General features: G+C 62.8%; 15 protein-coding genes. 7 read left to right on the top strand and 8 right to left on the bottom strand.

What is annotated here, in order from left to right; translation table 11 throughout:
* Window positions 1-337 precede the first annotated feature (337 nt).
* The 4 genes from OKA04_RS18770 to pyrG all read left to right on the top strand — a co-directional run bounded on the left by OKA04_RS18770 (window position 338) and on the right by pyrG (window position 4,824).
* Window positions 338-2,137, top strand: coding sequence for a sodium:solute symporter family transporter (locus OKA04_RS18770; protein ID WP_264502743.1), 1,800 nt, complete (start codon window positions 338-340; stop codon window positions 2,135-2,137).
* Between the two features lie 3 nt (window positions 2,138-2,140).
* Window positions 2,141-2,383 carry a hypothetical protein gene (locus tag OKA04_RS18765; protein WP_264502742.1) on the top strand — a complete coding sequence of 81 codons (243 nt, stop codon included), beginning with the start codon at window positions 2,141-2,143 and terminating at the stop codon, window positions 2,381-2,383.
* Between the two features lie 66 nt (window positions 2,384-2,449).
* A complete protein-coding gene (kdsB, locus tag OKA04_RS18760; protein ID WP_264502741.1) occupies window positions 2,450-3,211 on the top strand; it encodes a 3-deoxy-manno-octulosonate cytidylyltransferase in 762 nt (253 codons plus the stop codon).
* Window positions 3,208-4,824, top strand: coding sequence for a CTP synthase (gene pyrG / locus OKA04_RS18755; RefSeq protein ID WP_264502740.1), 1,617 nt, complete (start codon window positions 3,208-3,210; stop codon window positions 4,822-4,824). The genes kdsB and pyrG overlap by 4 nt, the downstream gene beginning before the upstream one ends.
* Before the next feature lie 60 nt (window positions 4,825-4,884).
* On the opposite strand, the gene OKA04_RS18750 is transcribed toward pyrG, so the two are convergent.
* Entirely contained in the window at window positions 4,885-5,079 is a 195-nt protein-coding gene (locus OKA04_RS18750) for a hypothetical protein (RefSeq protein ID WP_264502739.1), read from the bottom strand.
* An 8-nt stretch (window positions 5,080-5,087) separates the two neighbouring features.
* Between OKA04_RS18750 and OKA04_RS18745 the strand changes: the two genes are divergently transcribed.
* From OKA04_RS18745 to OKA04_RS18735, 3 genes are all read left to right on the top strand, one after another.
* Entirely contained in the window at window positions 5,088-6,299 is a 1,212-nt protein-coding gene (locus OKA04_RS18745; RefSeq protein WP_264502738.1) for a BaiN/RdsA family NAD(P)/FAD-dependent oxidoreductase, read from the top strand.
* A gap of 294 nt (window positions 6,300-6,593) precedes the next feature.
* On the top strand, window positions 6,594-9,824 hold the full coding sequence (locus OKA04_RS18740) for an autotransporter-associated beta strand repeat-containing protein (protein ID WP_264502737.1): 3,231 nt from the start codon (window positions 6,594-6,596) through the stop codon (window positions 9,822-9,824).
* A 164-nt stretch (window positions 9,825-9,988) separates the two neighbouring features.
* Window positions 9,989-10,945 carry an endonuclease/exonuclease/phosphatase family protein gene (locus tag OKA04_RS18735; RefSeq protein ID WP_264502736.1) on the top strand — a complete coding sequence of 319 codons (957 nt, stop codon included), beginning with the start codon at window positions 9,989-9,991 and terminating at the stop codon, window positions 10,943-10,945.
* Window positions 10,946-10,949: 4 nt separating this feature from the next.
* Here OKA04_RS18735 and OKA04_RS18730 read toward each other — a convergent pair whose 3' ends face one another.
* From OKA04_RS18730 to OKA04_RS18700, 7 genes are all read right to left on the bottom strand, one after another.
* Window positions 10,950-11,753, bottom strand: coding sequence for a TIM barrel protein (locus tag OKA04_RS18730; protein ID WP_264502735.1), 804 nt, complete (start codon window positions 11,751-11,753; stop codon window positions 10,950-10,952).
* 33 nt (window positions 11,754-11,786) lie between these two features.
* Window positions 11,787-12,308 (bottom strand): PH domain-containing protein, encoded by a 522-nt coding sequence (locus tag OKA04_RS18725; protein ID WP_264502734.1) that lies wholly within the window; start codon window positions 12,306-12,308, stop codon window positions 11,787-11,789.
* A 60-nt stretch (window positions 12,309-12,368) separates the two neighbouring features.
* Window positions 12,369-13,442 (bottom strand): alpha/beta hydrolase fold domain-containing protein, encoded by a 1,074-nt coding sequence (locus OKA04_RS18720; protein ID WP_264502733.1) that lies wholly within the window; start codon window positions 13,440-13,442, stop codon window positions 12,369-12,371.
* Between the two features lie 79 nt (window positions 13,443-13,521).
* Window positions 13,522-13,845 (bottom strand): hypothetical protein, encoded by a 324-nt coding sequence (locus tag OKA04_RS18715; RefSeq protein WP_264502732.1) that lies wholly within the window; start codon window positions 13,843-13,845, stop codon window positions 13,522-13,524.
* A gap of 132 nt (window positions 13,846-13,977) precedes the next feature.
* Window positions 13,978-15,024: a type I glyceraldehyde-3-phosphate dehydrogenase gene (gap, locus tag OKA04_RS18710; RefSeq protein WP_343226910.1), complete on the bottom strand. Its 1,047-nt coding sequence runs from the start codon at window positions 15,022-15,024 to the stop codon at window positions 13,978-13,980.
* A gap of 122 nt (window positions 15,025-15,146) precedes the next feature.
* The gene (locus OKA04_RS18705) at window positions 15,147-17,201 is read right to left on the bottom strand and encodes a hypothetical protein (protein ID WP_264502730.1); all 2,055 of its coding nucleotides are present in this window, start codon (window positions 17,199-17,201) and stop codon (window positions 15,147-15,149) included.
* 12 nt (window positions 17,202-17,213) lie between these two features.
* Complete coding sequence (locus tag OKA04_RS18700; protein ID WP_264502729.1) at window positions 17,214-20,981, bottom strand: hypothetical protein; 3,768 nt, start codon at window positions 20,979-20,981, stop codon at window positions 17,214-17,216.
* Window positions 20,982-20,983: the final 2 nt, after the last annotated feature.

Here is a 20,983-nt window from a genome sequence, read left to right as displayed (position 1 = left end):
GAAGGAGGGATACAGCGTCCCGGGGACGGAGGGGGATTCAAATTTTACCTCATCTAACAGCCGCCACTTTTCCTCCCCTTTCCACAAGGGTTCCACGCCCAAAATTTTTTAAAACCTTGACCGGAATTTTAGTTAATCACCCCGAACTATCCGAGGTCGAAACCACCATCCAACAAGCGCTTCCCCGCTTGGAATCAACGGATTTCCACGCATCCCGCGGGGCATAAAATTCCATTCCGATACGCCCCGTTCACGGAAGTCCTTACATGCGAAAGGAAAGCAGCGCAAACCCGCCTTTCGCTTGTCGCCGGGCACGTGACGGGAAAGACTCCGCCTCATGTCCGGAGCCGGCCTCGACCTTGCCATCATCGTCATTTACTTCGTGGTGATCATCGGGATCGGGCTGTATGCCGCGCGAGGTCAGAAGACGATGGAGACCTACGCGCTGGGCAATCGCTCGATGCCATGGTGGGCGGTGCTCGCGTCGATCCTCGCGTCCGAGATTTCCGCCGGCACCTTCCTCGGCACACCGAGCGAAGGCTACGCGAAGCTGAACTTCCTCTACGCGCAGCTCGTCATCGGTACCATCCTCGCGCGCTTGCTCGTTGCGGGGATTTTCATCAAGCCCTTCTACGACCTGAAGGTCGTCAGCATCTACGAGTTCCTCGAGATCCGCTTCGGGCGAGTCACCCGCAGGCTGTCGTCATTCGTCTTCCTCCTCACGCGCTCGCTGGCGAGCGGCTCGCGGATCTTCGTCGCCGCCATCCTTCTCGTGCTGGCGTGGGAAGTGATGCATCCGGAGTTCCGCCAGCTTGAGGGAGCGGCACGCTTCCAGCAGGAGCTCTTCATCTACGTCGGCGCGGTGGTGGTGATCACCTTCCTCACCGCCCTCTACACCACGCTCGGCGGCATCAAGGCGGTGGTATGGACGGACCTTATCCAGGTGAGCCTGATGTTTGGCTCCGCCGCCTACGTCTTCTTCTGGTTGCTAGGAAAAACCGGTGGCTGGGAAGGTTTCACCAGCTCCATCACCCCCTCCGCTGGCGACATCAATTCCTACATCACGACTGGGATCGATGATCAGAAGTCCTTCGGCGAAAACGTCCGCTCCATCCTCAGCCAGGAATATACCATCTGGGCAGCCTTCCTCGGCTCCGTCTTCACCACGCTGGCCACGCACGGCACCGATCAGGACATGGTGCAGCGGATGCTCACCTCGAAGGATCACAAGAAGGGCCAGCGCTCGGTGATCGTCTCGGGCCTCATCGACCTGCCAGTGGTAGTCGGCTTCCTGGCAATCGGGATCTTGCTCCATCGTTTCTACACCGAGAATGCCCATCGCGCTCCGGATCACGATCCCGGCATTTTCGCTTGGTTCATGGTCCACGATCTCGCACCTGGCCTGCGCGGCCTGCTCGCGGCCGGTCTCTTCGCCACCGCGATGGGATCGCTCAGCACCGCGCTGAATGCCCTCGCGACCACTTTCACGAAGGACTGGTATGTCGGGTATTTCCGCCCGCAGGCCAGTTCGAACGAGCAGTTCAAGGCAGCCCGCTGGGCCACCGTCGGCTTCGCCGTGCTCCTCGCCCTCATCGGCATCGGCACGGCCTTCATCAAGCTGAAGAATCCCGACCTGCGCATCATCCCCATCGTCCTCGGCAGCTTCGGTTACACCTACGGTTCCCTCCTCGGGGTCTTCCTGATCGGCATGCTGACGAAGACCCGCGGAAACTGCCGCGGCAACGTCATCGCCATGGTCGCCGGCCTGCTGGTCGTCTGCTTCTTCTCCAGCGCGCACAACGACGTGCACGACATCTTCCACGACAAAGAGGCGAAGGTCCGCAAGGCGCTCGTTTCGCTGAAAGCCGCGCCGTCATACTCCACCTTCGCTCCCGAGTCCTTTGCCGAAGCGACGCCCGAACTTGTCGCGCAGGTCGCGGAAAAGTCCAAGCTCCCGGAAGCCGAGGTCCGCGCGCTCTGGTCCAGCCGCACCAGCCATGAGCCGTGGTATCTGCCGTCGTGGATGCCGGTCTTCGCCTTCACCTGGCGCATCATGCTCGGCACGCTGGTGACCGTCGCGGTCGGCCTGTGCTTCCGCCGCAAGGGAGACGCCTACGTTGCCAGAACACTTGCCTGAGCCATGCACGACGACCTCGCCGCCCTCCTCCGCCACCGGAAGGAAACCATCGCCGACCACGCCTTCCGCGACCGGGACTCCGCGGCGCACCTCGACGCGCTGAAGACGGTCTCCGAGGAAATCCTCGCGTGGCATCAGACCCACCGCGGCGGGATTCCCGCGCGGCTGGAGCATTTCCTGACGAATTGCTCCTTCGATAAAGCGCTCGTTTACCTCGAAAGCGGCGGGACCTGGACCGGGCACTGAGGAATTTCCACACGCGCTCTTGCCCGTGTGGCGGCTCCCCCCCTAGTCTCCGCGCCGAGCAATTTCATGGGCGCCGCCGCACCACACATCATCGGGATTCTTCCAGCGCGTTGGGGGTCCTCCCGCTTCCCCGGAAAGCCCCTCCACCTCATCGCCGGAAAGCCCCTCGTCCAGCACGTCTGGGAGCAGTGCCGGAAATGCACGCGACTCGACGACCTCTACATCGCCACGGATGACGAGCGCATCCAAGCCGCCGCGGAGGGCTTCGGCGCGAAGGTGATCATGACCTCGCCCGAGCACCCGACCGGCACCGACCGCCTCGCCGAGGCCGTCCGCTCGATGCCGCAGGCGGACATCATCGTGAATATCCAGGGCGACGAGCCGCTGATCGACCCGGTGCTGGTGGACGAGCTCGCCGCCGCCATGGCCGAAGACGCGACGCTGGACATGGCGACAGCCGCGAACCCGCTGGATCCCGCCGACCCGGCAGTGCAGGACCCGAACGTGGTGAAAGTGGTCACCGCGCTGGACGGCCGCGCGCTCTATTTCTCCCGCTCTCCCCTGCCCTATTTCCGGAATCCGGTCGCGGGCCTACCCGTCTACCGGCACAAGGGCATCTACGCATACCGCCGCACTTTCCTTGAGAGATTCGTCACCTGGCCTCCCTCTCCGCTGGAGCAGGCCGAATCGCTCGAACAACTCCGCGCCCTGGAAAACGGGGCGTCGATCCGGGTCCTGCCCACAAATGACACCTCACCCGGTGTTGACACTCCCGAACAAGCCGCGCACGTCGAGTCCATCCTTACCAGCCAACTGTCCCACCCATGAAATACATCTTCGTCACCGGCGGTGTCGTCTCGTCCCTCGGCAAAGGTCTCGCCGCCGCCTCCATCGGCGCGCTGCTGGAGCACCGCGGCCTCAAGACGCTGATGCAGAAATTCGACCCGTATCTCAACGTGGACCCGGGCACCATGTCGCCCTACCAGCACGGCGAGGTGTACGTGCTGGATGACGGCGCGGAGACGGACCTGGACCTCGGCCACTACGAGCGCTTCACCTCCGGCGTGATGTCGCGGATGAACAACCTGACCTCGGGCCAAGTCTTCGACGCGGTGATCAAGAAGGAGCGCAAGGGCGAATACCTCGGCAAGACCGTGCAGTTCATCCCGCACGTGACCGACGAGATCAAATGCCGCCTGCACGCGGTGACGGACAACAACCCCGACGTGGACGTGCTGATCACGGAGATCGGCGGCACGGTCGGCGACATGGAGGGCCTGCTCTTCGTGGAGGCGCTGCGCCAGTTCGCCCTCGAGGTGGGCAAGGAGAACGTCTGCTTCATCCACGTGACGCTGCTGCCTTTCATCAAGGCGGCGGGCGAGGTGAAGACGAAGCCGACCCAGCAATCCGTCGCGAAGCTCCGCGAACTCGGCATCCAGCCGGACATCATCATCTGCCGCACCGAAGCGGACCTCGACGAGGACAACCGCAAGAAGATCGCGATGTTCTGCAACGTCGAGAAGAAGAACGTGGTCGCCTTCCGCGACGTGGCCCACACGATCTACGAATGCCCGCTGGACCTGCGCCGCGACAAGATCGACCGCCTCGTAGTGGATCGCATCGGCCTCGGCCATACGCCTTCTCCCGCGCTTGACGACTGGGAGCACTTCGTCCGCCGCGTCATCCACCCGAAGAACAAGGTGACCATCGCGGTCGCGGGCAAATACATCGAGCTGCAGGACGCCTACAAGTCGATCTACGAATCCCTCATCCACGCCGGTGCGCATCACGATACGAAGGTGAACATCGTCCGCGTGGAAGCCGAGGCTATCGAGGACCACGGCGCGAAGGCGGTCATCGGCGATGTCGATGGCATCCTCGTCCCCGGCGGCTTCGGCGACCGCGGCATCGAGGGCAAGATTCTCGCGGCCCAGTATGCCCGAGAGAGCAACATCCCCTACTTCGGCATCTGCCTCGGCATGCAGATCGCTACGATCGAGTTCGCGCGGAATGTCTGCAAGCTTCGTGGTGCGAACTCGACCGAGTTCGACAAGAACACCCCCTTCCCCGTCATCTGCCTGCAGGAAGAGCAGAAGGGCGTGGAAGACATGGGGGCCACCATGCGCCTCGGTTCATGCGAGAGCATCGTCTTCGCAGGAACGAAGGCGGCGGACCTCTACAGCGGCGCGGACCGCATTCACGAGCGTCATCGCCACCGCTACGAGTTCAACTCCGACTTCCAGGACAAGCTGCAGGAATGCGGACTCGTCATCTCGTCGGTCTCCGAGAAAGAAGGCCTCGTCGAGATCGTCGAGATCCCAAACCATCCGTTCTTCCTCGGTGCGCAGTTCCACCCGGAATTCCAGTCCAAGCCGAACAAGCCGCATCCGCTCTTCGCGGGCTTCGTGAAGGCGGCGCTGGATCGCGCGCTCGCCCAGTGACAGCGGCCGCGGCGCGCTGCCGCAGGGGGATTCATCAATGACGGCAGCAGGTCGCTGCCGTCAGTCGTCTTCCGCCTCCACCAGCTTCGCACCGCGGACCAGGCGGCAGAATTCCTTCTTCGGCAGCACGTGGTGCTCGCCTTCCTTCGTGGACAGGTCGGCCATCGTCTTGTAGGCCACTTCGAAACGCTCCAGCCGCGTGATCCGGATGAACTCCTCGCCCCTCTTCCACAACTGGTCCTGCTGCAAACGCATGCCGGATCATGAAACAGCAAACGGGCGATGACCAGCCCCGTGACAGCATGAAACTCGCGGTCATCGGAGGTGGGCCGGCCGGGCTCCGCGCCGCGGAGGTCGCAGCGCAACGAGGAGCCTCCGTCACTGTCTTCGACGCGAAGCCATCCGTGGGCCGCAAGTTGCTGGTCGCGGGGCGGGGCGGACTGAATATCACCCACGGCGAGGATCTCGAGCGCTTCATCTCGCGCTACTCGGGGCCACCGGATTTCTGGCAGCACGCCATCTCCTCCTTCACGCCCTCGGACCTGCGCGAATGGGCAGCGGGCCTCGGCATCGAGACATTCGAGCAACGCACCGGCCGCGTTTACCCTCGCGAGATGAAGGCGGCTCCCCTGCTCCGCCGCTGGGTGGATCGCCTGCGCGCGCTCGGCGTGACCTTCGCGATGAATCATCGCTGGACCGGCCTCAAGCCGGGACCACCGCACGAAGTCGGTTTCTCCATCTACGATGAACATCGTACTTATGCGTTCGATGCCGTCATCCTCGCGCTCGGGGGGGCATCATGGTCCATCACCGGATCGGATGGAAAGTGGACATCGATCCTCGAAGGCCTTGGAGTCGAAGTGACACCGCTCGCTCCGGCGAACTGCGGATGGGAAACCGAGTGGTCCGCCGAGGTTCTACGTATCGCGGAAGGCCACCCGCTGAAGAACCTCGTGATCCGTGCGGGTAATTACGAAGCGAAGGGCGAACTGATGGTCACATCGTATGGCCTTGAAGGCGGAGCCATCTATCAGCTCGGCGCAGCATTGCGCTCCATGAACGAGCCGACGATCCACATCGACTTCAAGCCGACGTTCTCAACCGAAGAATTGGCCGCTCGTCTAACAGCCGCAAACATCGATCCCGTAAAGGATTGCAAGCGCCTGTGGAAGCTTTCCGATGCAGCACATGCTATCCTCTGCGATGCATTAAGCCCCGCAACTTCTGCATTGCAACTTGCTGCACGCGCCAAAAATTTTCCTGTTAGATTCAAGTCACCGCGTCCGATCGATGAATCAATTTCATCTGCCGGCGGAGTGTGTTGGGATGAGCTTTATTCCAATTTAATGCTGAGAAAATTTCCCGGCATTTTTCTCGCCGGTGAAATGATTGATTGGGAGGCACCCACGGGCGGCTACCTGATGCAGGGATGCTTTGCCACTGCAACGATTGCGGCGATTTCCGCTACTGTTTGAAGCGCGCAAAACGGAACTCGTAGTTCTCCGTGTATTCGAAAACGGACTAAACCTACGACGTATATCGTACGTCATCGGACCGAATGAATCGAAACGCGTTTGTCCGGCAGTTTGACGGCTTCTGTTAGTTGCCGACTTGAAATCGCGGCCTATGGTCCCGCGGTTTCGGCGATCCTGGATGATCGTCACATGCCGGACCGAACGTGTTCCGATTCGCTCTGACACAGCCTCAAGATCCCTATGCAAAAAACACTCGAACCCCGTGACGGTGGACGTGCGATGCCGCGTCTGCCCATGATCCGAACCCTCCTCGCCCTTGCCGCCGCCAGCACTGTGGTTACGCAAGCTACGGAAGTTACTTTCCGATATTTCCGGTTTACCCCGACGAAAAATTACCTGGCTCCCGACAACGCAGTCACCCAGCTTTCCGAGTTCACCTTCGGCCTGCGGGGGACGATCCTGAACGTCAGGGGATCGACAGGTGCCGGACCAGTGGTTCCGATGACGCCTACCGGCGGATCATTTGCTCCCGATGCAAATGAAGGAATCGAGAAGATGTTCGACGGCTCCGTGCAGACCAAGCTCTTCAGCGGAGACCGCGGACCATTCCTCTTCGACTTCCTCACCCCGGTAACGATCGATTCTTACAATTTCGCGACCGCCAACGATTTCAACGACCGCACGCCTGTCAGTTGGACCCTCGAGGGAAGTAACGACAATGCGAACTGGGTGGTCGTTGACGCCCGTGCGGACGTGGCAATCACGGACCTCTACCGCACTTTCCAAACCGGCTGGACCATCTCGGGCGGCCCCCTGCTTCCTGCCTTTTCATCCGCATTCGGACTCGCGGCTCCAGCACAGACGAACCCGTTAACCTACGCGGTGTCCTCACCGGGCATCGTCAAGGTCGGCGAGTCCACGAATCTAGCATGGACCGTCACCGGCACCAATCCCGCCGGCACCGTGCTGAATCCAGGCGGCGTGGTCCAAGGTGATGCCGGTCCATACACCATCACCCCGACGGCAGGAACCACCGCCTACACGCTGGCTGCAACGAATGCCTCGGGAACTTCCAGCAACACGATCCAGGTCCGGGCTGTGACCGGAGGTACTGCAACCTACCAGTACTTCCGCTTCACCCCGCTCTCGCTGCGCAACAATGCAGGAGCCAACTCGATCCAGCTTGCCGAGTTCGAGTTCTACAACGGTGGGGTCAAGGAAACCGCCGTGCCATTCGTCTCCAATCCCGGAGGCAACTTCCCCGGTGGCGAACCACCATCCGCCCTTGTCGACAACAACCCCGCCACCAAGTGGCTGGACTTCAACAAGCAGGGCCTGGTCTTCGACTTCCCTCAACCGATCACCATCGACGGCTACCAGTTCGTCACCGCAGGTGATGCGCCTGAGCGGGATCCCGTTGCATGGGTGATCGAAGGCAGCGAGGACCTCACCAACTGGGTGCTGGTGGATGCAGTCGGCGGCGGATTCCCATCCTATCCGACCCCGACTCGCCGCATGACAGGCACCGGCGTGCTCCCGATCTCCGGTCGCACCCTGCTTTGGAAGAACGACGCCAATGGCAATTGGGACACCACCACCGCGAACTTCAATCCGAAACCCGGCGACGCATCGACCACGGCATTCGGCCAGGGAGATCCGGTCAGGTTTGCTGACATCACGGGCAATACCAACGTCTTGCTGACGGGCCCGGTGACGCCTTCTCACGTGGCATTCGCGAACGAGACGACCAATTATGTCCTCTCTGGCTCCTCGATCAGCGGCAATACGCAGTTCGTTAAAAGCGGTGCCGGAAGTGTCACGCTTGGCGCTGCCAATGCGTTCACGGGTGGCATCTTCCTCAATGGCGGAACCGTGGTTGCTGATACAGCCCACAGCCTTGGTGCAGCACAGTCGAACACCCGGCTCCAGCTTGGCGGAGGAAGCACCCTTTCCATCAAGGCGGCAACCGTCTCGCAGAGACACCTCGAAATCGTTGGCGACGGCGCCACCATCGACATCGATAGCGGCGCATCGCTGACCAAGATCGGAAGAAGCGACTTCAATGGCACGCTGACAAAGACCGGCGGCGGCACCCTGCGCTTCGAAGCTTACATGGGGTCATCGGCCGGAGCTCTTGAGGACATCATCATCGAAGAAGGTACGGTGGACTTTGGCCAAAACTACTACGCCAACTTCATCCCCTATCCAACATCGAGCCTGAATATCACGGTGAACCCGGCAGGAACCCTCCGTCTGGGAGCCAGTTCTTCGCTCGGCGGTCACCACACCTACACCACCACATCCATCGGACAGGTTCGTCTGATCGGGGGAACCATGGAAGTCGCCGAGTGGCTGACCTACTTCCCATCGGGAACCGTGGACGACCAAGGTCGTGTCGTTCTCCAAGGCGGTCTCATCACCGGTGGTGCGACATTCGAACCTGTGGAGGGAAATGCGGATGCAGTGACCACCTTCAGCGCGCTCGCGAGCGAGATCTTCTCGCAGATCGGCGGTTCCGGTGAACTCGCACTGAATCCCGGCAACATCACCCTGATCACCGAGGCCGGAGCCGTCCTTGAGATCACGCGCCCGGTGTCGGGTGGCTATGGTATCCTCAAGCAGGGAGAAGGAGAATTGATCTTGACCAATGCGAACACCTACACCGGAGCCAACCCGAAAACATGGACCGGCGATGTAGGCCTCGGCACCAACGTGGTGGCAGGAACGCTGACCCTCAGCAATTCGACCGGCAGTGCCACCGGCACGTCCGAGATCAAGATCGCGGCCGGAGCCAAGCTACAAGGCACCGGAACGGCCACGGGTGCCGCAACGGTTGCCGGCACCATCGCTCCCGGAGATGCCTTCTCCCCGATTGACGAACTGACCTTGGGAAACACCACTCTCACCGGCAGCCTCGACATCGAACTCTCCGGAGATGCAGCGGACAAACTGACGGTCACCGGCTCGCTCAACATCACCGGTGCGACGCTCAACATCACCGGCACCCCGACGGCGTCGATATACCAAATCGTGTCCTCGACGGGTCCGATCACCGGAACCTTCGCGGCAAACGGTGTCCCGGCCGGCTACACCCTGCAGTATTCACAGAATGCTGTCGTGCTCACCACGGGGGAAGCACAGGGCTACGAAGCCTGGGCCGCCGGCCTGAGCGATCCGTCCCCTGAAGCGGATATCGATAACGACGGCATCGCGAACATCCTTGAGTATCTCCTGAACTCGAATGCAACTGTCAGCAGCACCGCAGACCTGCCGAAGGTCACGAAAAACGCAGCCGGTGATCTGATCTTCACCTTCGTGCGGAAGTCGGAAGCGGCTTACCTCAACGCGGTGGTGGAATACAGCACCACCCTCGCCGACGGTAGCTGGACCACCGTCAGCGGAGCCCAGGTGGCGACCAACACCCCGAGTGCCGGACTCGACACCGTGACGGCGACGATCCCTGCATCGGCAGCAGCCGCAGGCAAGGTCTTCGCCCGCCTCCGGGTCGAGACCGCCATCCCCTGATGGACTGAGGCAAGATAGTTTATTGAATATGTGAGGGCCGCCACCGGATCATCCGGTGGCGGCCTTTTCTTCTGTCGGAGGGAAATGAGTGTCAGCACATCCCCGCGTGCATCCGGGCAGAGATGGCCATTGAGCCGCGGCCCGTTCATGACATTGTGCGGGCAATGAAGTGGCGCTCACGTCTCCTCCCAAAGCCCCTGCCTTTCATCGCGCGTATCGCCGCGCTGGCGGGCATTTTCCCGATCCTCGGTCTCTTCGGCGGGATGCATTGGAAGCTGGATCTCTTCAATCACTTCCAGGTCCATTATGCGGTGTTCATCGGGATCTCGGTGATCGTGTTGCTCGCCTTCAAGTCGTTCCGGCTCGCCGGCTTCGCGGCGATCTTCCTCGTGGTGCCCGTCTTCCAACTCGCGCCATGCTTTATCGGCAGTGGGGGCAAGCCCGTCGGGAATCCGGTGCGCATCGCGACATTCAATGTCCTCACGGCAAACCAGCGCTATGACGACGCGGTGCGCTGGACCCGCGAGACCGATTCGGACGTGATCTTCCTCCCCGAGGTGAATCGCGTGTGGGCCAGGGAATTGCGGCCGCTTCTAACAAGTCATCCTCACGCGATCAAGCACCCCGTGGAGGGAAACTTCGGCTTCGCCTTCTACTCGAAGCTTCCCATCGTTTCCCACGAGATCATCCCTTGCGGAAAGATGGAGCTACCCCTGCTCAAGGCGCGCCTCACGGGCCCATCGGGCGACTTCATCCTCTACGGCGCGCACCCGGTGCCACCGACCACGGAATTTTGGTCGGGCGAGCGGGATGAGTTCCTGCGGATCATGGCGGACGAGGTCGCGAAGCAAACGCTGCCCGTGATCGTCACCGGCGACCTGAATGCCTCGCGCTGGAGCCATGGCATGAAGCCGCTGTGGGATGCCGGCCTCATCGACTCCGCACAAGGCAAGGGCGCGGGCAGCACGTGGATGCGCGGGCACCTGCTCGCCGTGCCGATCGACCACGTGCTCTATCGCAGTGCCAAGGATGCACCGGGCATGGCGAACTGCCGGAAGCGCTGGATCGGTCCTGACCTCGGCTCGGATCACCGCGCCGTGGTGGCCGAGATCGCGTGGTAAGGCATCACGCCGACTCCAGATCCACGCGGTAGAGTCGCTCCGCGGCGCGACGGGCATCGCCTCCCTTTGGGAGGCACTCGGCACCGAGCGGCAGTGGCAGCCCCAGCTCGCGCACCTTTCGAAAAACCTCGCTGTAGCAAATCTCGCCGGTGCCCGGCTCATTGCGCGCAGGCGAGTCGGCGAATTGAACGTAGCCGATCCACTCCTTCCCCTTTTCCAGATTGTCGATGAGGTTGCCCTCGTAGCGCTGCATGTGGAAAAGGTCCCAATTCAGCTTCACCCATTCCGATCCCACCGCCTCGCAGATCGCGATGCCATCGGCGCTGCCGTAGAGACAGTGCCCGGGATGGTTGTAGGGATTCATCGGTTCCAGGATGATCATCTTCCGCTTCGCCTCCAGCACCGGCACGGCGGCACGCAGCTTCTCGATGATCGAGGCGTGCATCTGCTCCTTGGTCAGCCCGGGGACATTGTCGCCGCCCACCACGCAGAAGCGCTCGCAGCCGGGCAGGATCTCCGCGGCTTCACAGGCAGCGGCGATCTCCGCGACGAAGTCTTCCTTCGGGAATGCCGGATCATTGATCTGCTGGCCAAATCCCCACGCGGTGAACTGCGTGGCGATGATGTCGTGCTTTCTCAGCGCCTCGGCACCGGCGGCCAAGTCCTTGTCACGCCATGACCACAGCTCGATCGCCGGGAAACCTAGCGCCGCCGCCTGCTCGATGCGCTCCACGAAGGAGCCCTCGAACCACATCTCGACATTGACGGCGATGGGTGTCTGCGGCGTGCGTCCGGGAAGTTCGGTCATGGGCGGGCAGGAAAATGGAAACCTCCGGACAACTCAAGCCAGTGTCTCGTCGTCCTGGCCCGGAGCGCCTTCGACCAAGCTCTTCTCATCGAAGTCCACTTCGCGGACGCGCTTGCGGTCGCGCCAGAACTCGACCTGCTTGCGCAGCGTCTCGCGGAGCCCGTCACCATTCCGCACCGCCTTGATCTCGATGCGCGGCTGCGAGCGATCCGAGGTCTCGATGATCAGCGTGGAAAGGCCGAAGACTCGATACCAGAAGGGGCGCTCCATCGAGGTGTCCTTCACGCGGTAGAGTTCCACGTCGTCGAGCTTCTGGTTGAAGACACCGGCGGACAACTTGATGCGCTCCGTGGTCAGCTCGTGGCGGATGCTCTTCGTCTCGATGAAGACCCACAGCATCCAGCCAAGAGGCAGGACGAGGGCGATCCACAGGAGCTGCAGACCGGGGAATGCCCCGGCTATCGCCAAGCCGACCGTCAGCAAGATGCCGACGACATACTTGCCGAGATTGAGAACCTGCGACGGGCTGCCTTTCCAAAGAACTTCTTCACTCACGATCACAGGGTGCACGAAACCGGCCGGGGGCAACAAGTGGAGAAATGTACGGGAATTGGATCACCTCACCTTGATCGGCTCCGAGGAAATCTCGGCGGGCTTGCCGCGGAGGTGCATGTCCAGAAAGAGGCGGATGCGGTTGTTCAGCTCCGGGCTGGCGAAGCCGTGACCGGCACCCTGCATGGCGACGAGATGGCTCTCCACGCCTGCCTTCACGAGCGCCTCGTGGATCGTGGTCGCCTGCGAATAGGGCACCAGTGTGTCCTTCGTGCCGTGGGCGGTGAAGAAGGGCGCATCGTCCTTCGTGACCCACGAGACCGGCGAGGCGGCCTTGGCATTCCCGCGGGCCTCCTTTTCATCCCTGCCGAGGAGTTGCTGGACCATCTTGCGGCCATTGCTGCGATCCGCATCCGCGTCGGGGATGAGACCGGTCAGGAAGTCGGTGGGGCCGAAGAAATTCACCACGCACTGCACGCGGCTGCTGACCTTTGCAAAGGCACCCAGCGTCCCCTCCAGGCCCGGATCGTCATTGCCGGTGCCGAGCAGCGAGACGAGGTGTCCGCCGGCCGACATGCCGACGACCCCGATGTGATCGGCATCGATGCCGTATTCGTCTGCCTTTGCCCGAAGGAAACGGATCGCTGCCTTGCAATCATGGATCTGCGCGGGCCACTTCGCCTCCTGGGAGAGCCGGTAGTTGATGGTTGCGGCGGCGTAGTCACCGGTAGCAGTGACGGCGCGGATGATGTCCAGCCCGTCTTCCTTCCGACCTGCCTGCCAACCGCCGCCGTGGACGAAGACGACCATCGGGCGCTTCTTCGCCTTGCGGTCCTTCGGCAGGATCAGGTCGAGCTTCTGGCGGGGATTGTCCGCACCGGCGTAGTCGATGTCCTTCAGGTGCTCCATCTCCGCCACAGTCCCACCGCTCCCTTGCCCGGAGATGACGGCGAGGAATTCCTCCTTCGTCACCACGCCATCGCCATTCGCATCCACCAGCGGGAACTGCGGACGCAAGGGTTCCGGGATCTCCGTCAGGGTGAGCTTCCCGTCCTTGTTCTTGTCGAGGGAAGCGAAAGGATCGCCCTCCTGGGCAATGGCGACGGAAGCGAGCAGCGGAAACAGAAGCCAACGCATGACCGAGCTAACACCAAGGCCCGCGGGCTGTCGCGGGGAAAAGTCGCCGGCCCATCTCACGCGAAAACCAAAGGGAAGCTCACTCGACCTCGATTTGGAGAACTCCATGATCGAAGTCCGAAGATCGAATCGTCGCGGACTCCAACTTCCCGGAATTGAAATCCAGGATCGAGCTGAACCGCGGCCGGGACAGAAGAATCACCGCCGGATAGGTATCCATCTCCGGCAAGAAGCTCATCTGGCAAGCGATGCGGATGCCATATTTCGTCGTCTCAACCTCGTCGGGTGCGATCCCATCAAGCGCCTCATATTCGTTCAGAAACTCCCAACTCTGCCTCCAGAACATGAACGTCAAGGCGATCCATGATTCCGTCGGGATATCGGATATCCGGTATTTCTTCATGTCCACTGGCCCTACCCAAAGCTTCTCCGTGCACGTGGGCGATCTCAATCCTCCCTCCGCCGGCAAACAAAAACGCCCGGCCTCTCACGAGACCGGGCGCTTTGTAAATCAATCAGGCGTGAGCCGTCGGGATCAGATGCCCTTCTTCACCACGTCGGTGAGGAGGTCGATCACGCGGTTCGAGTAGCCCCACTCGTTGTCGTACCAAGCGACCAGCTTGAAGAAGGTCGGGTTCAGCTCGATGGAGGAGCCAGCGTCGAAGATCGAGGAGTGCGCGTCGTGGATGAAGTCGGTCGAAACCACTTCGTCCTCGGTGTAGGCGAGGATGCCCTTGAGGTAGGTCTCGGAAGCGGTCTTCAGGGCGGCCTTGATCTCGTTGAGCGAGGTCGCCTTGGTCGTCTTCACCGTGAGGTCCACCACCGACACGGTCGGGGTCGGGACGCGGAAGGACATGCCGGTCAGCTTGCCCTTCACTTCCGGGCAGACGAGCGCGACAGCCTTGGCGGCACCCGTGGTGGACGGGATGATGTTGATCGCCGCGCTGCGGCCACCCTTCCAATCCTTCTTCGAAGGACCGTCCACGGTCTTTTGCGTGGCGGTGTAGGAGTGGATGGTGGTCATGAGACCTTCCTCGATGCCGAATCCTTCCTTGAGAAGGACGTGGACGATCGGGGCGAGGCAGTTCGTGGTGCAGCTCGCGTTGGAGATGATGTGATGCTTGGAAGCGTCGTAGAGCTCGTCATTGACGCCCTGCACGAAGGTGCCGTCCTCGCCCTGTGCAGGAGCGGAGATGATGACCTTCTTTGCGCCGGCGGTGATGTGGCCCTTGGCCTTGTCGGCTGCGGTGAAGAGACCGGTGGACTCGACGACGACTTCCACGCCGAGCTCGCCCCATGGCAGACCTTCCGGGCTGCGTGCGGAGACGACCTTGATCTCGTGGCCGTTCACCACCAGCACGTCATCTTCCTCAAGCTCCGGGGAGGACTTCTTGGAGGAGACGGTGCCGTTGAACTTGCCCTGGGTGGAGTCGTACTTCAGCAGGTAGGCGAGGTTGTCGGCCGGGACGATGTCACCCACGGCGACGACGTTGAAGGTGGTGCCGAGATGGCCCTGCTCGACGAGAGCGCGGAAGACGAGGCGGCCGATGCGCCCGAACCCGTTGATGGCGATGGTGGTCATGGTGATAGGTCGTTGCCCGGCGGAGTTCGCCGCCAGCGGCGGGATGATGCACGCGCTTCCGTGGCCGTCAATGGCCCGGTAAGTCACGAAAATGGCAGCACCCGGGCTGCCATTCCCAAAAATCAATCGGATTTCAGGCGAAAAAACCGCGCCGGGGCCTCCTCGACCGGCGTGCTGTAGAGATAATCCGCCCCCAGCGGTGAAATTCCGTCCGTCACCCGCCTCCATTCGTCGAGATCCGGCGAGGATTGCAGGACAGCATCCCCGTGGGCCGCAGGCCAGCGGACGTGGAACATCGTCCTGCCGCCAACTTGCGACGAGAAGGTCGAAAGCGCGAATGCCGGGGCGGGCGGCTCCGGCGTCACGGAGAAGCTGTCCCGCGGATCCGTCCCGGCGAGGTATTCCTCCAGCGCCGTCTTTCCGTCGCCATCGGTATCCGCATCCGGGTCGGACTGGCCGAACATTTCCTCCCAGAAATCCGGCAGGCCGTTTCCATTCAGGTCCTGGTGCTCGGTCAGGCTGAGGTCGGGAAAGGTCCCGCCACCCTCATCGGTCGAGTAGCGCGCAGAGAAAACGGCATTTGACCCATCCGCCTTCGCAAAGACCGTGACCGGCCCGGTGACCCGGATCGGCCCGTTATAAGGCACCCAGGGCGCATCTGCCGAGAAGCGATACCTCATGGTCGTCAGGCTGCCGGAGTAGCGGAGCTCCACCGAGAGCTCCGGGTCGGAATAGCTCCCCGCCGCGGGTGAGAAGCTGATCCCGGCAGGGACCGCACCGAGGCGGTTCGAAAGCACGGAGACCGAGAACGGCGCGACGCCATCCGCCGATCTCCAGAGCTGGTTCAGCAGAGTGAACCCGGACGGAATCGAAAAACCGGTGGGATTTCCTAGTCCGGAGCGCGGACCGGCGTCGGTCAGCGAGAAGGGACTGCCATTCTCCAGCATCGTCCAGTCCGGTGCGGCGCGCATCTCCACGAGTCTCGCGGCGGGATCCACGAAGGGCTGGCCATTGAACTGGAAAACTTGAGCACCCCGCTGCAGGCCTGCGGTGGGAAATGTGCCGGTGCGGGACTGGACGTGGCGCGTGCCGTCATGGTCCATCCGCGCCCAGCCCGTGGAGCGGCCGCCTTCCCCATGGAGGAAGAGAAACGAGCCATTGCCCAGCGGAGCTGCCCGGGTGAAACGCTTGCCTGGTGGGGCGTCCCACGACTGGAGTTCCTGCGGAGCCGAGCCATTGTGCCAGTCGTAGAGCGTCGCACGTGCGCCCTTGTCAAAGATCGCCAAAACGGCATCACGCTTCGGCGAGGCGAATGGAACCGTGACGAGCAGATGAATGGCTCCGTCCAGATCGACAGCCGGGAGAGAGGTCACAGTCATCGCTCCGGCTGCCGTCTCCAACGGGATGACCCGGCTGGTATCCCGGGCATAAGCGAGGAATCCGGTGAGGGAATCACTGCTGGCAAAGCGCCCGTGCAGCCAGAGCGAATCCGCGGGAAGGCCGGATGCGATCGCCGAGACCGTGCGGGAGTCGCCGGAATTCGTCGTGTCGCGATAGATCCGCAGGTCCGAGGCAGCCCGGCCTTGCTCGGCTGAAATGAATGCCATCCCCCGCGACGTGCCCCATGGCAGCGGATTGCCCCGCAGCAGCGGTGCGGTCGAGCCGGTGGCCATGTCCGGGATCGTACCCAGCGTCGCCGTGCCGGTGGACGAGATGATCATGCGGGTGATCCTCCGAGGCGTGGGCGGGGCATTCTGATCGGTGGCGACATGGACGCTCGCCGTGGTGTCAGCCATGGCAGAGGGCATCGCGAGACCACTTGGCGATGACCGCGCACCGAGAGGCAGGGTGACGACCTGAGCCGTCCGGGGAATGATCAGCAGTGCCTGATTCGTCGCGAGCGAACTCACCGCGATCCCGGCTTTCCCAGGCAGCAGCCCGGCGGTGAACGCGTCCGGCCGATCCAGCCCGGTATGAATGACACCTGACGAGGCAAAGCCACCATCGCTCCCCGCCGCGAGGATGCGAATAGAACCCGTGGCCCGATCCATCACCGCCACGTCCGCCACGCCGTCGCCGGTGAAGTCCGCCTGCGTGCTGTATTCCTCCGGAGTCTCGTAGGTGAAGGTCGCGCCTGCGACACCGGTCAGCATCAGTGAAATGAGGAACGTTTTCATCGTCGCTTCAGTTCAGGGTTGGGTTTCGATCGTCGTGGTTCCCGCGTCCACCACGTCGCGCATCTCGCCCTCGCCATCGAAGCGGACGAGGAAGTATTGATAGCTGGCACCCTCGATCACCGGCTGGGTGTCCAGCAGGCAGAAGGCGAGCGCCAATTGGTCTGAACCTCCCGCGAGGGGAACGCCGAGCACGGCCACGTAAGGATCGGCGATGCGGCTCTCCGATTCCCCCACGCGATACGATGCGATGCTCTCGATGAGGGGCGACACCTGGATGACATCCCCCGCCGGTTGGGGGAATGTGGAGCTCGGAATCTGCCGCCTGTAGAGCACCGCGGGAAGCGTGAGGTCCCACGGCCGGTCGCGCACGGGAGTCAGGTAGGCGTTCGCGTTTCTCCGGCCAGCCTGCAGGTCATGCGAGGTGATCGAGAACCGCGGGGCAGCCGCAGTGCCACCCGCAATGTAGTCCTTCGAGTTGAAAGGTCTGCCAAATCCGATCATGACTCCGCGCAGGTAATTCTCGCTCACGCCATCCGCCGCGGCATTCGCCGGCCAATACGTGCGCCACGTTCCGGCGACGCCATTCACCGTCATGCTCAGGGTCGAGCGCGGAATCCTCACCACGCGGACCGGATTGGTGAATGCATTGCCATTGATCGCCGGTGGCAATTCGCGGGCGGGCCATGGGATCGGTGCTTCATTCACGTTCGTTTCCGGCACGGGATTCCTCCAGCGGAAGTCGAGCGCGTTCGACGGAGCGCTGACGCCCCCGCGCAGGCCGATGGATTTCACCCACACCTTGTATTGTCCCGCGCCATTCACCGGGATGCGCATCTTGTAGTTCGGCCCGATGCCGAGCATCTCGGTGGAGCCCTCGGCATTCTCGCCCACCCGCTTGGTGTAGTAGCTCCGCGTATTGAGCATCTGCTGCGATCCCACGTTTCCGGGGACGAGCGTGTGGATGAAGTTTCCGGAGATCGTGACCGCGCCCGGCCCTCCTGCCGGACCGCCCGGGGTGCCGCTCAGCACGGTGGGCACCGGCTGGAGATACTGGATGAGATTCCCCGACCCGGACTCGACGAAGATCTGGAACCGCTCCACTCCGGTAGCCGAGCAATGCCACTGGACCTCCATCTCATTCCCGCTGCCATTCTCGGCAAAGACCGGCCTCAGCCGGTTCAGCACCGGCACGGGCGGGGCGGTGATCACGATCACCGGACAAGCGAGCGCCGTCATCGGGCTCGCGCTTCCGTCGCCATTCACGAATTGCGCGTAGTATTCCACGCGGGCCGATCCCGCGGGCAGATTCGGATCGGAGAATCCTGCCAGGCCATTCACAGCACCGGCCACCGCATCGCCCTGTTCGATCAGGGAAAGCTCACCGCCATTGATCGAGCGATAGATGCGATACTCCTTCGTGCCCGGCGTCAGGCACAGGCCCATGGTCAGCGGCGGGCGGGTGCCATCGGCGGTATCGCCACGATGGACGCTGCCATCGCAACCGGCAGGCGGCCGCACTTTCAGAAGCGTCGCACGCACCGGCCCATCGAACTCCCGTGCGATCATCGCCAGATTGTTCCGCAGGCGCACACCACCGGCAGGCTGCCATGAACCATTCGAGCCTTGGACTTCGATCAAGACGGCGGCATCGGTGTCCTCGCCGGGACCGGGTGCGGGAATCGCACCGAAGGAAAACGGCACCACGCTGAAGCCGCGGCCTTTTGCCGGAATCGCGGTCCCGTTGGATGTGGTCGTGCTCACCACCACGGTGCGCAGGATGCTGCCCGGCGGAGGCGGCGAAGAAATCGAGTAATTCCCCGCCACGAATCTCAGCCACGGCATGCTGGTCTTTTCCCTGACATTGGCCGCGACGGTCGGCAGCTCGAAGGTCTGCGTCACAGTATTGCTCACTGAGCTATCCGCGCCGTAGGCCGTGCAGCGGACGGAAGGCTTGTCCGAGGCTCCGGTGAAAACCACCGATACCTCCACGTCTTCCAGGCTCTTGCCCGGAGGAAAATAGACGGTGCGCTCCCAGACGACGGTGGCTCCGCCGCCGACCAGGACCGCGAGCTTCATGTGGGTCACGTCTTCCGTCTCGCGCCCGCAGGCGATGTTGACCCGGTGCTCCACCGCCGGATAGCGGCTCATGATCGTCGACTGCTTGTCGAAGGCCACGACGGTGAACGGGAAATTCGTGCCCTGATGGCAGAGGACCGGCGGTGCCGGAGCATGCATCCGACGAATGGTGACGAAGGCCGGAGCCGAGGGCGGCGACACCAGATCCGGGCACTCCGCGCAGCCGACCTCCTGCACCGCGCGCACGGCATACCAGCAGGTCTCGCCCGCACCGATCACCGGGGCTTGATCGACCCACCTTAGCGTGGTCGCGTTCGCAGCAAGTTCGCCGCACTTCACCAGCAGGTTCGGATCGCCGCGCTCCAGGTGCTCGCCGTCATTCACCATCAGCACGCGACTGATGCGCGGGTCATTCTTCCCCACTCCCCGAAGAATCTCGTACTTGGTAGGCGGGGTCATGCCGTCGGTCTGCGGCTGCCATTTCACGATGACCTTCGCCGGGGTGCTGGTGTAGTCCACCTCCACGTCCACGCCCGATGGATTCATGGGGACAAAGGTGCGGCAGGCGACACCGCGGCCCGGCGAGGAAAGCGCCCCCGGCTGGCCTAACAGGTCACAGGCGACCGTGTAGTAGTAGAATCCCTCGCAGGGCTGAAACGCACGCGGAGTCGCCTCACCGCAGCAGCGCTGGTTCCGGTCGAGGTAGAAGACGGTGGTCCCGTCGGCATTGAAGTCGGAGACGTTGGTCTCGGTGAAAAGCTTCGGAATGATGATTGGCACCTGGCTCGTACGGATGGCCGCGGCCGGCATGCCGATGACCAGCGACTCCAGGTCGGCGAGCGTGAGGTTCGCGGGATTCAGCCCCATGTCGGCCACCAGCTTCTGATCCACGCGGTAAAGGCGGAATCCGGAGCTGAGCATCGAGAGCCGGCGAAGATCCACCGGGCTCGCCCAGCGCATGCCGATCCCGAGGTGGGCATCCGCGGAACGTAGCGGCACCTGCACCGGAGCCCCCGGCGCTGGCATCGCTAGCGGGACACCCGCACGCAGCTCGACTCGGCCCACCACCGGCCCGTCCAGCTCGCCCTCGCGCAGCCGGATCTCCACCGTGACCATCTGCCCGGCGGCGGGCAAGGCACCGGCCCAGGCACGGCCGCGGAGCATCGCGATGGCCGGTGACGCTTGAGAAGCCAGATCGAGATCCAGCGCCAGGGCTGGATCTTGAGCAGCACGCGCCACCACCATCACTGCTTGCTCCGCGACCGGCGGTTCTCCTTGTTGGGGGGGATCATCGGGCCACGGCGGGCTGCCAGGCTGCCGGGGATTGGTGAGAAGGGAAAGATAGCCCGGGTGCTTCGCCTTCCGATACAAGAAGCGCAGGGTCTTCTCGACCTCCTGCCGGGACTCGCCGAGGCGCTCTGCACGACCGAGGATCGCGGATGCCGCGGCGGGCTCGGTGACCGGCTGGATCATTCCCTGGAAGGAGAACTCACCCGCGGCATTCGCGGCGGCGGGCTTCACGTGCACGCCGAAGCGGCGGCCCGCCAACGTGGCGGTGTCCTGGCTGGAAAGCAGCACGTAGCCGAGCGGCTGGCCGGCCGGGTCGTTCTTCGTTGCTCCGAGAGCGAAGACACCACCGGGCACTTCGTTTGCATGCGCCGCGATGCTCAGGCAGAGCAGAATGAAAAGGCGGAAGGCTTTCATGA

The organism is Luteolibacter flavescens (assembly GCF_025950085.1).
In the GTDB taxonomy this organism is placed as follows: Bacteria; Verrucomicrobiota; Verrucomicrobiia; order Verrucomicrobiales; family Akkermansiaceae; genus Haloferula; species Haloferula flavescens.
The sequence above is the reverse complement of the archived record's forward strand: the minus strand, read 5'-3'. Positions and strand labels throughout refer to the sequence as shown.

What these genes read in the sequence shown, in the direction of transcription:
- OKA04_RS18770 (WP_264502743.1), top strand. Translation starts at nt 338, where the DNA reads ATGTCCGGAGCCGGCCTCGACCTTGCCATCATCGTCATTTACTTCGTG.
- OKA04_RS18765 (WP_264502742.1), top strand. Translation starts at nt 2,141, where the DNA reads ATGCACGACGACCTCGCCGCCCTCCTCCGCCACCGGAAGGAAACCATC.
- kdsB (WP_264502741.1), top strand. Translation starts at nt 2,450, where the DNA reads ATGGGCGCCGCCGCACCACACATCATCGGGATTCTTCCAGCGCGTTGG.
- pyrG (WP_264502740.1), top strand. Translation starts at nt 3,208, where the DNA reads ATGAAATACATCTTCGTCACCGGCGGTGTCGTCTCGTCCCTCGGCAAA.
- OKA04_RS18750 (WP_264502739.1), bottom strand. Translation starts at nt 5,079, where the DNA reads ATGCGTTTGCAGCAGGACCAGTTGTGGAAGAGGGGCGAGGAGTTCATC.
- OKA04_RS18745 (WP_264502738.1), top strand. Translation starts at nt 5,088, where the DNA reads ATGAAACAGCAAACGGGCGATGACCAGCCCCGTGACAGCATGAAACTC.
- OKA04_RS18740 (WP_264502737.1), top strand. Translation starts at nt 6,594, where the DNA reads ATGATCCGAACCCTCCTCGCCCTTGCCGCCGCCAGCACTGTGGTTACG.
- OKA04_RS18735 (WP_264502736.1), top strand. Translation starts at nt 9,989, where the DNA reads ATGAAGTGGCGCTCACGTCTCCTCCCAAAGCCCCTGCCTTTCATCGCG.
- OKA04_RS18730 (WP_264502735.1), bottom strand. Translation starts at nt 11,753, where the DNA reads ATGACCGAACTTCCCGGACGCACGCCGCAGACACCCATCGCCGTCAAT.
- OKA04_RS18720 (WP_264502733.1), bottom strand. Translation starts at nt 13,442, where the DNA reads ATGCGTTGGCTTCTGTTTCCGCTGCTCGCTTCCGTCGCCATTGCCCAG.
- OKA04_RS18715 (WP_264502732.1), bottom strand. Translation starts at nt 13,845, where the DNA reads ATGAAGAAATACCGGATATCCGATATCCCGACGGAATCATGGATCGCC.
- gap (WP_343226910.1), bottom strand. Translation starts at nt 15,024, where the DNA reads ATGACCACCATCGCCATCAACGGGTTCGGGCGCATCGGCCGCCTCGTC.
- OKA04_RS18705 (WP_264502730.1), bottom strand. Translation starts at nt 17,201, where the DNA reads ATGAAAACGTTCCTCATTTCACTGATGCTGACCGGTGTCGCAGGCGCG.
- OKA04_RS18700 (WP_264502729.1), bottom strand. Translation starts at nt 20,981, where the DNA reads ATGAAAGCCTTCCGCCTTTTCATTCTGCTCTGCCTGAGCATCGCGGCG.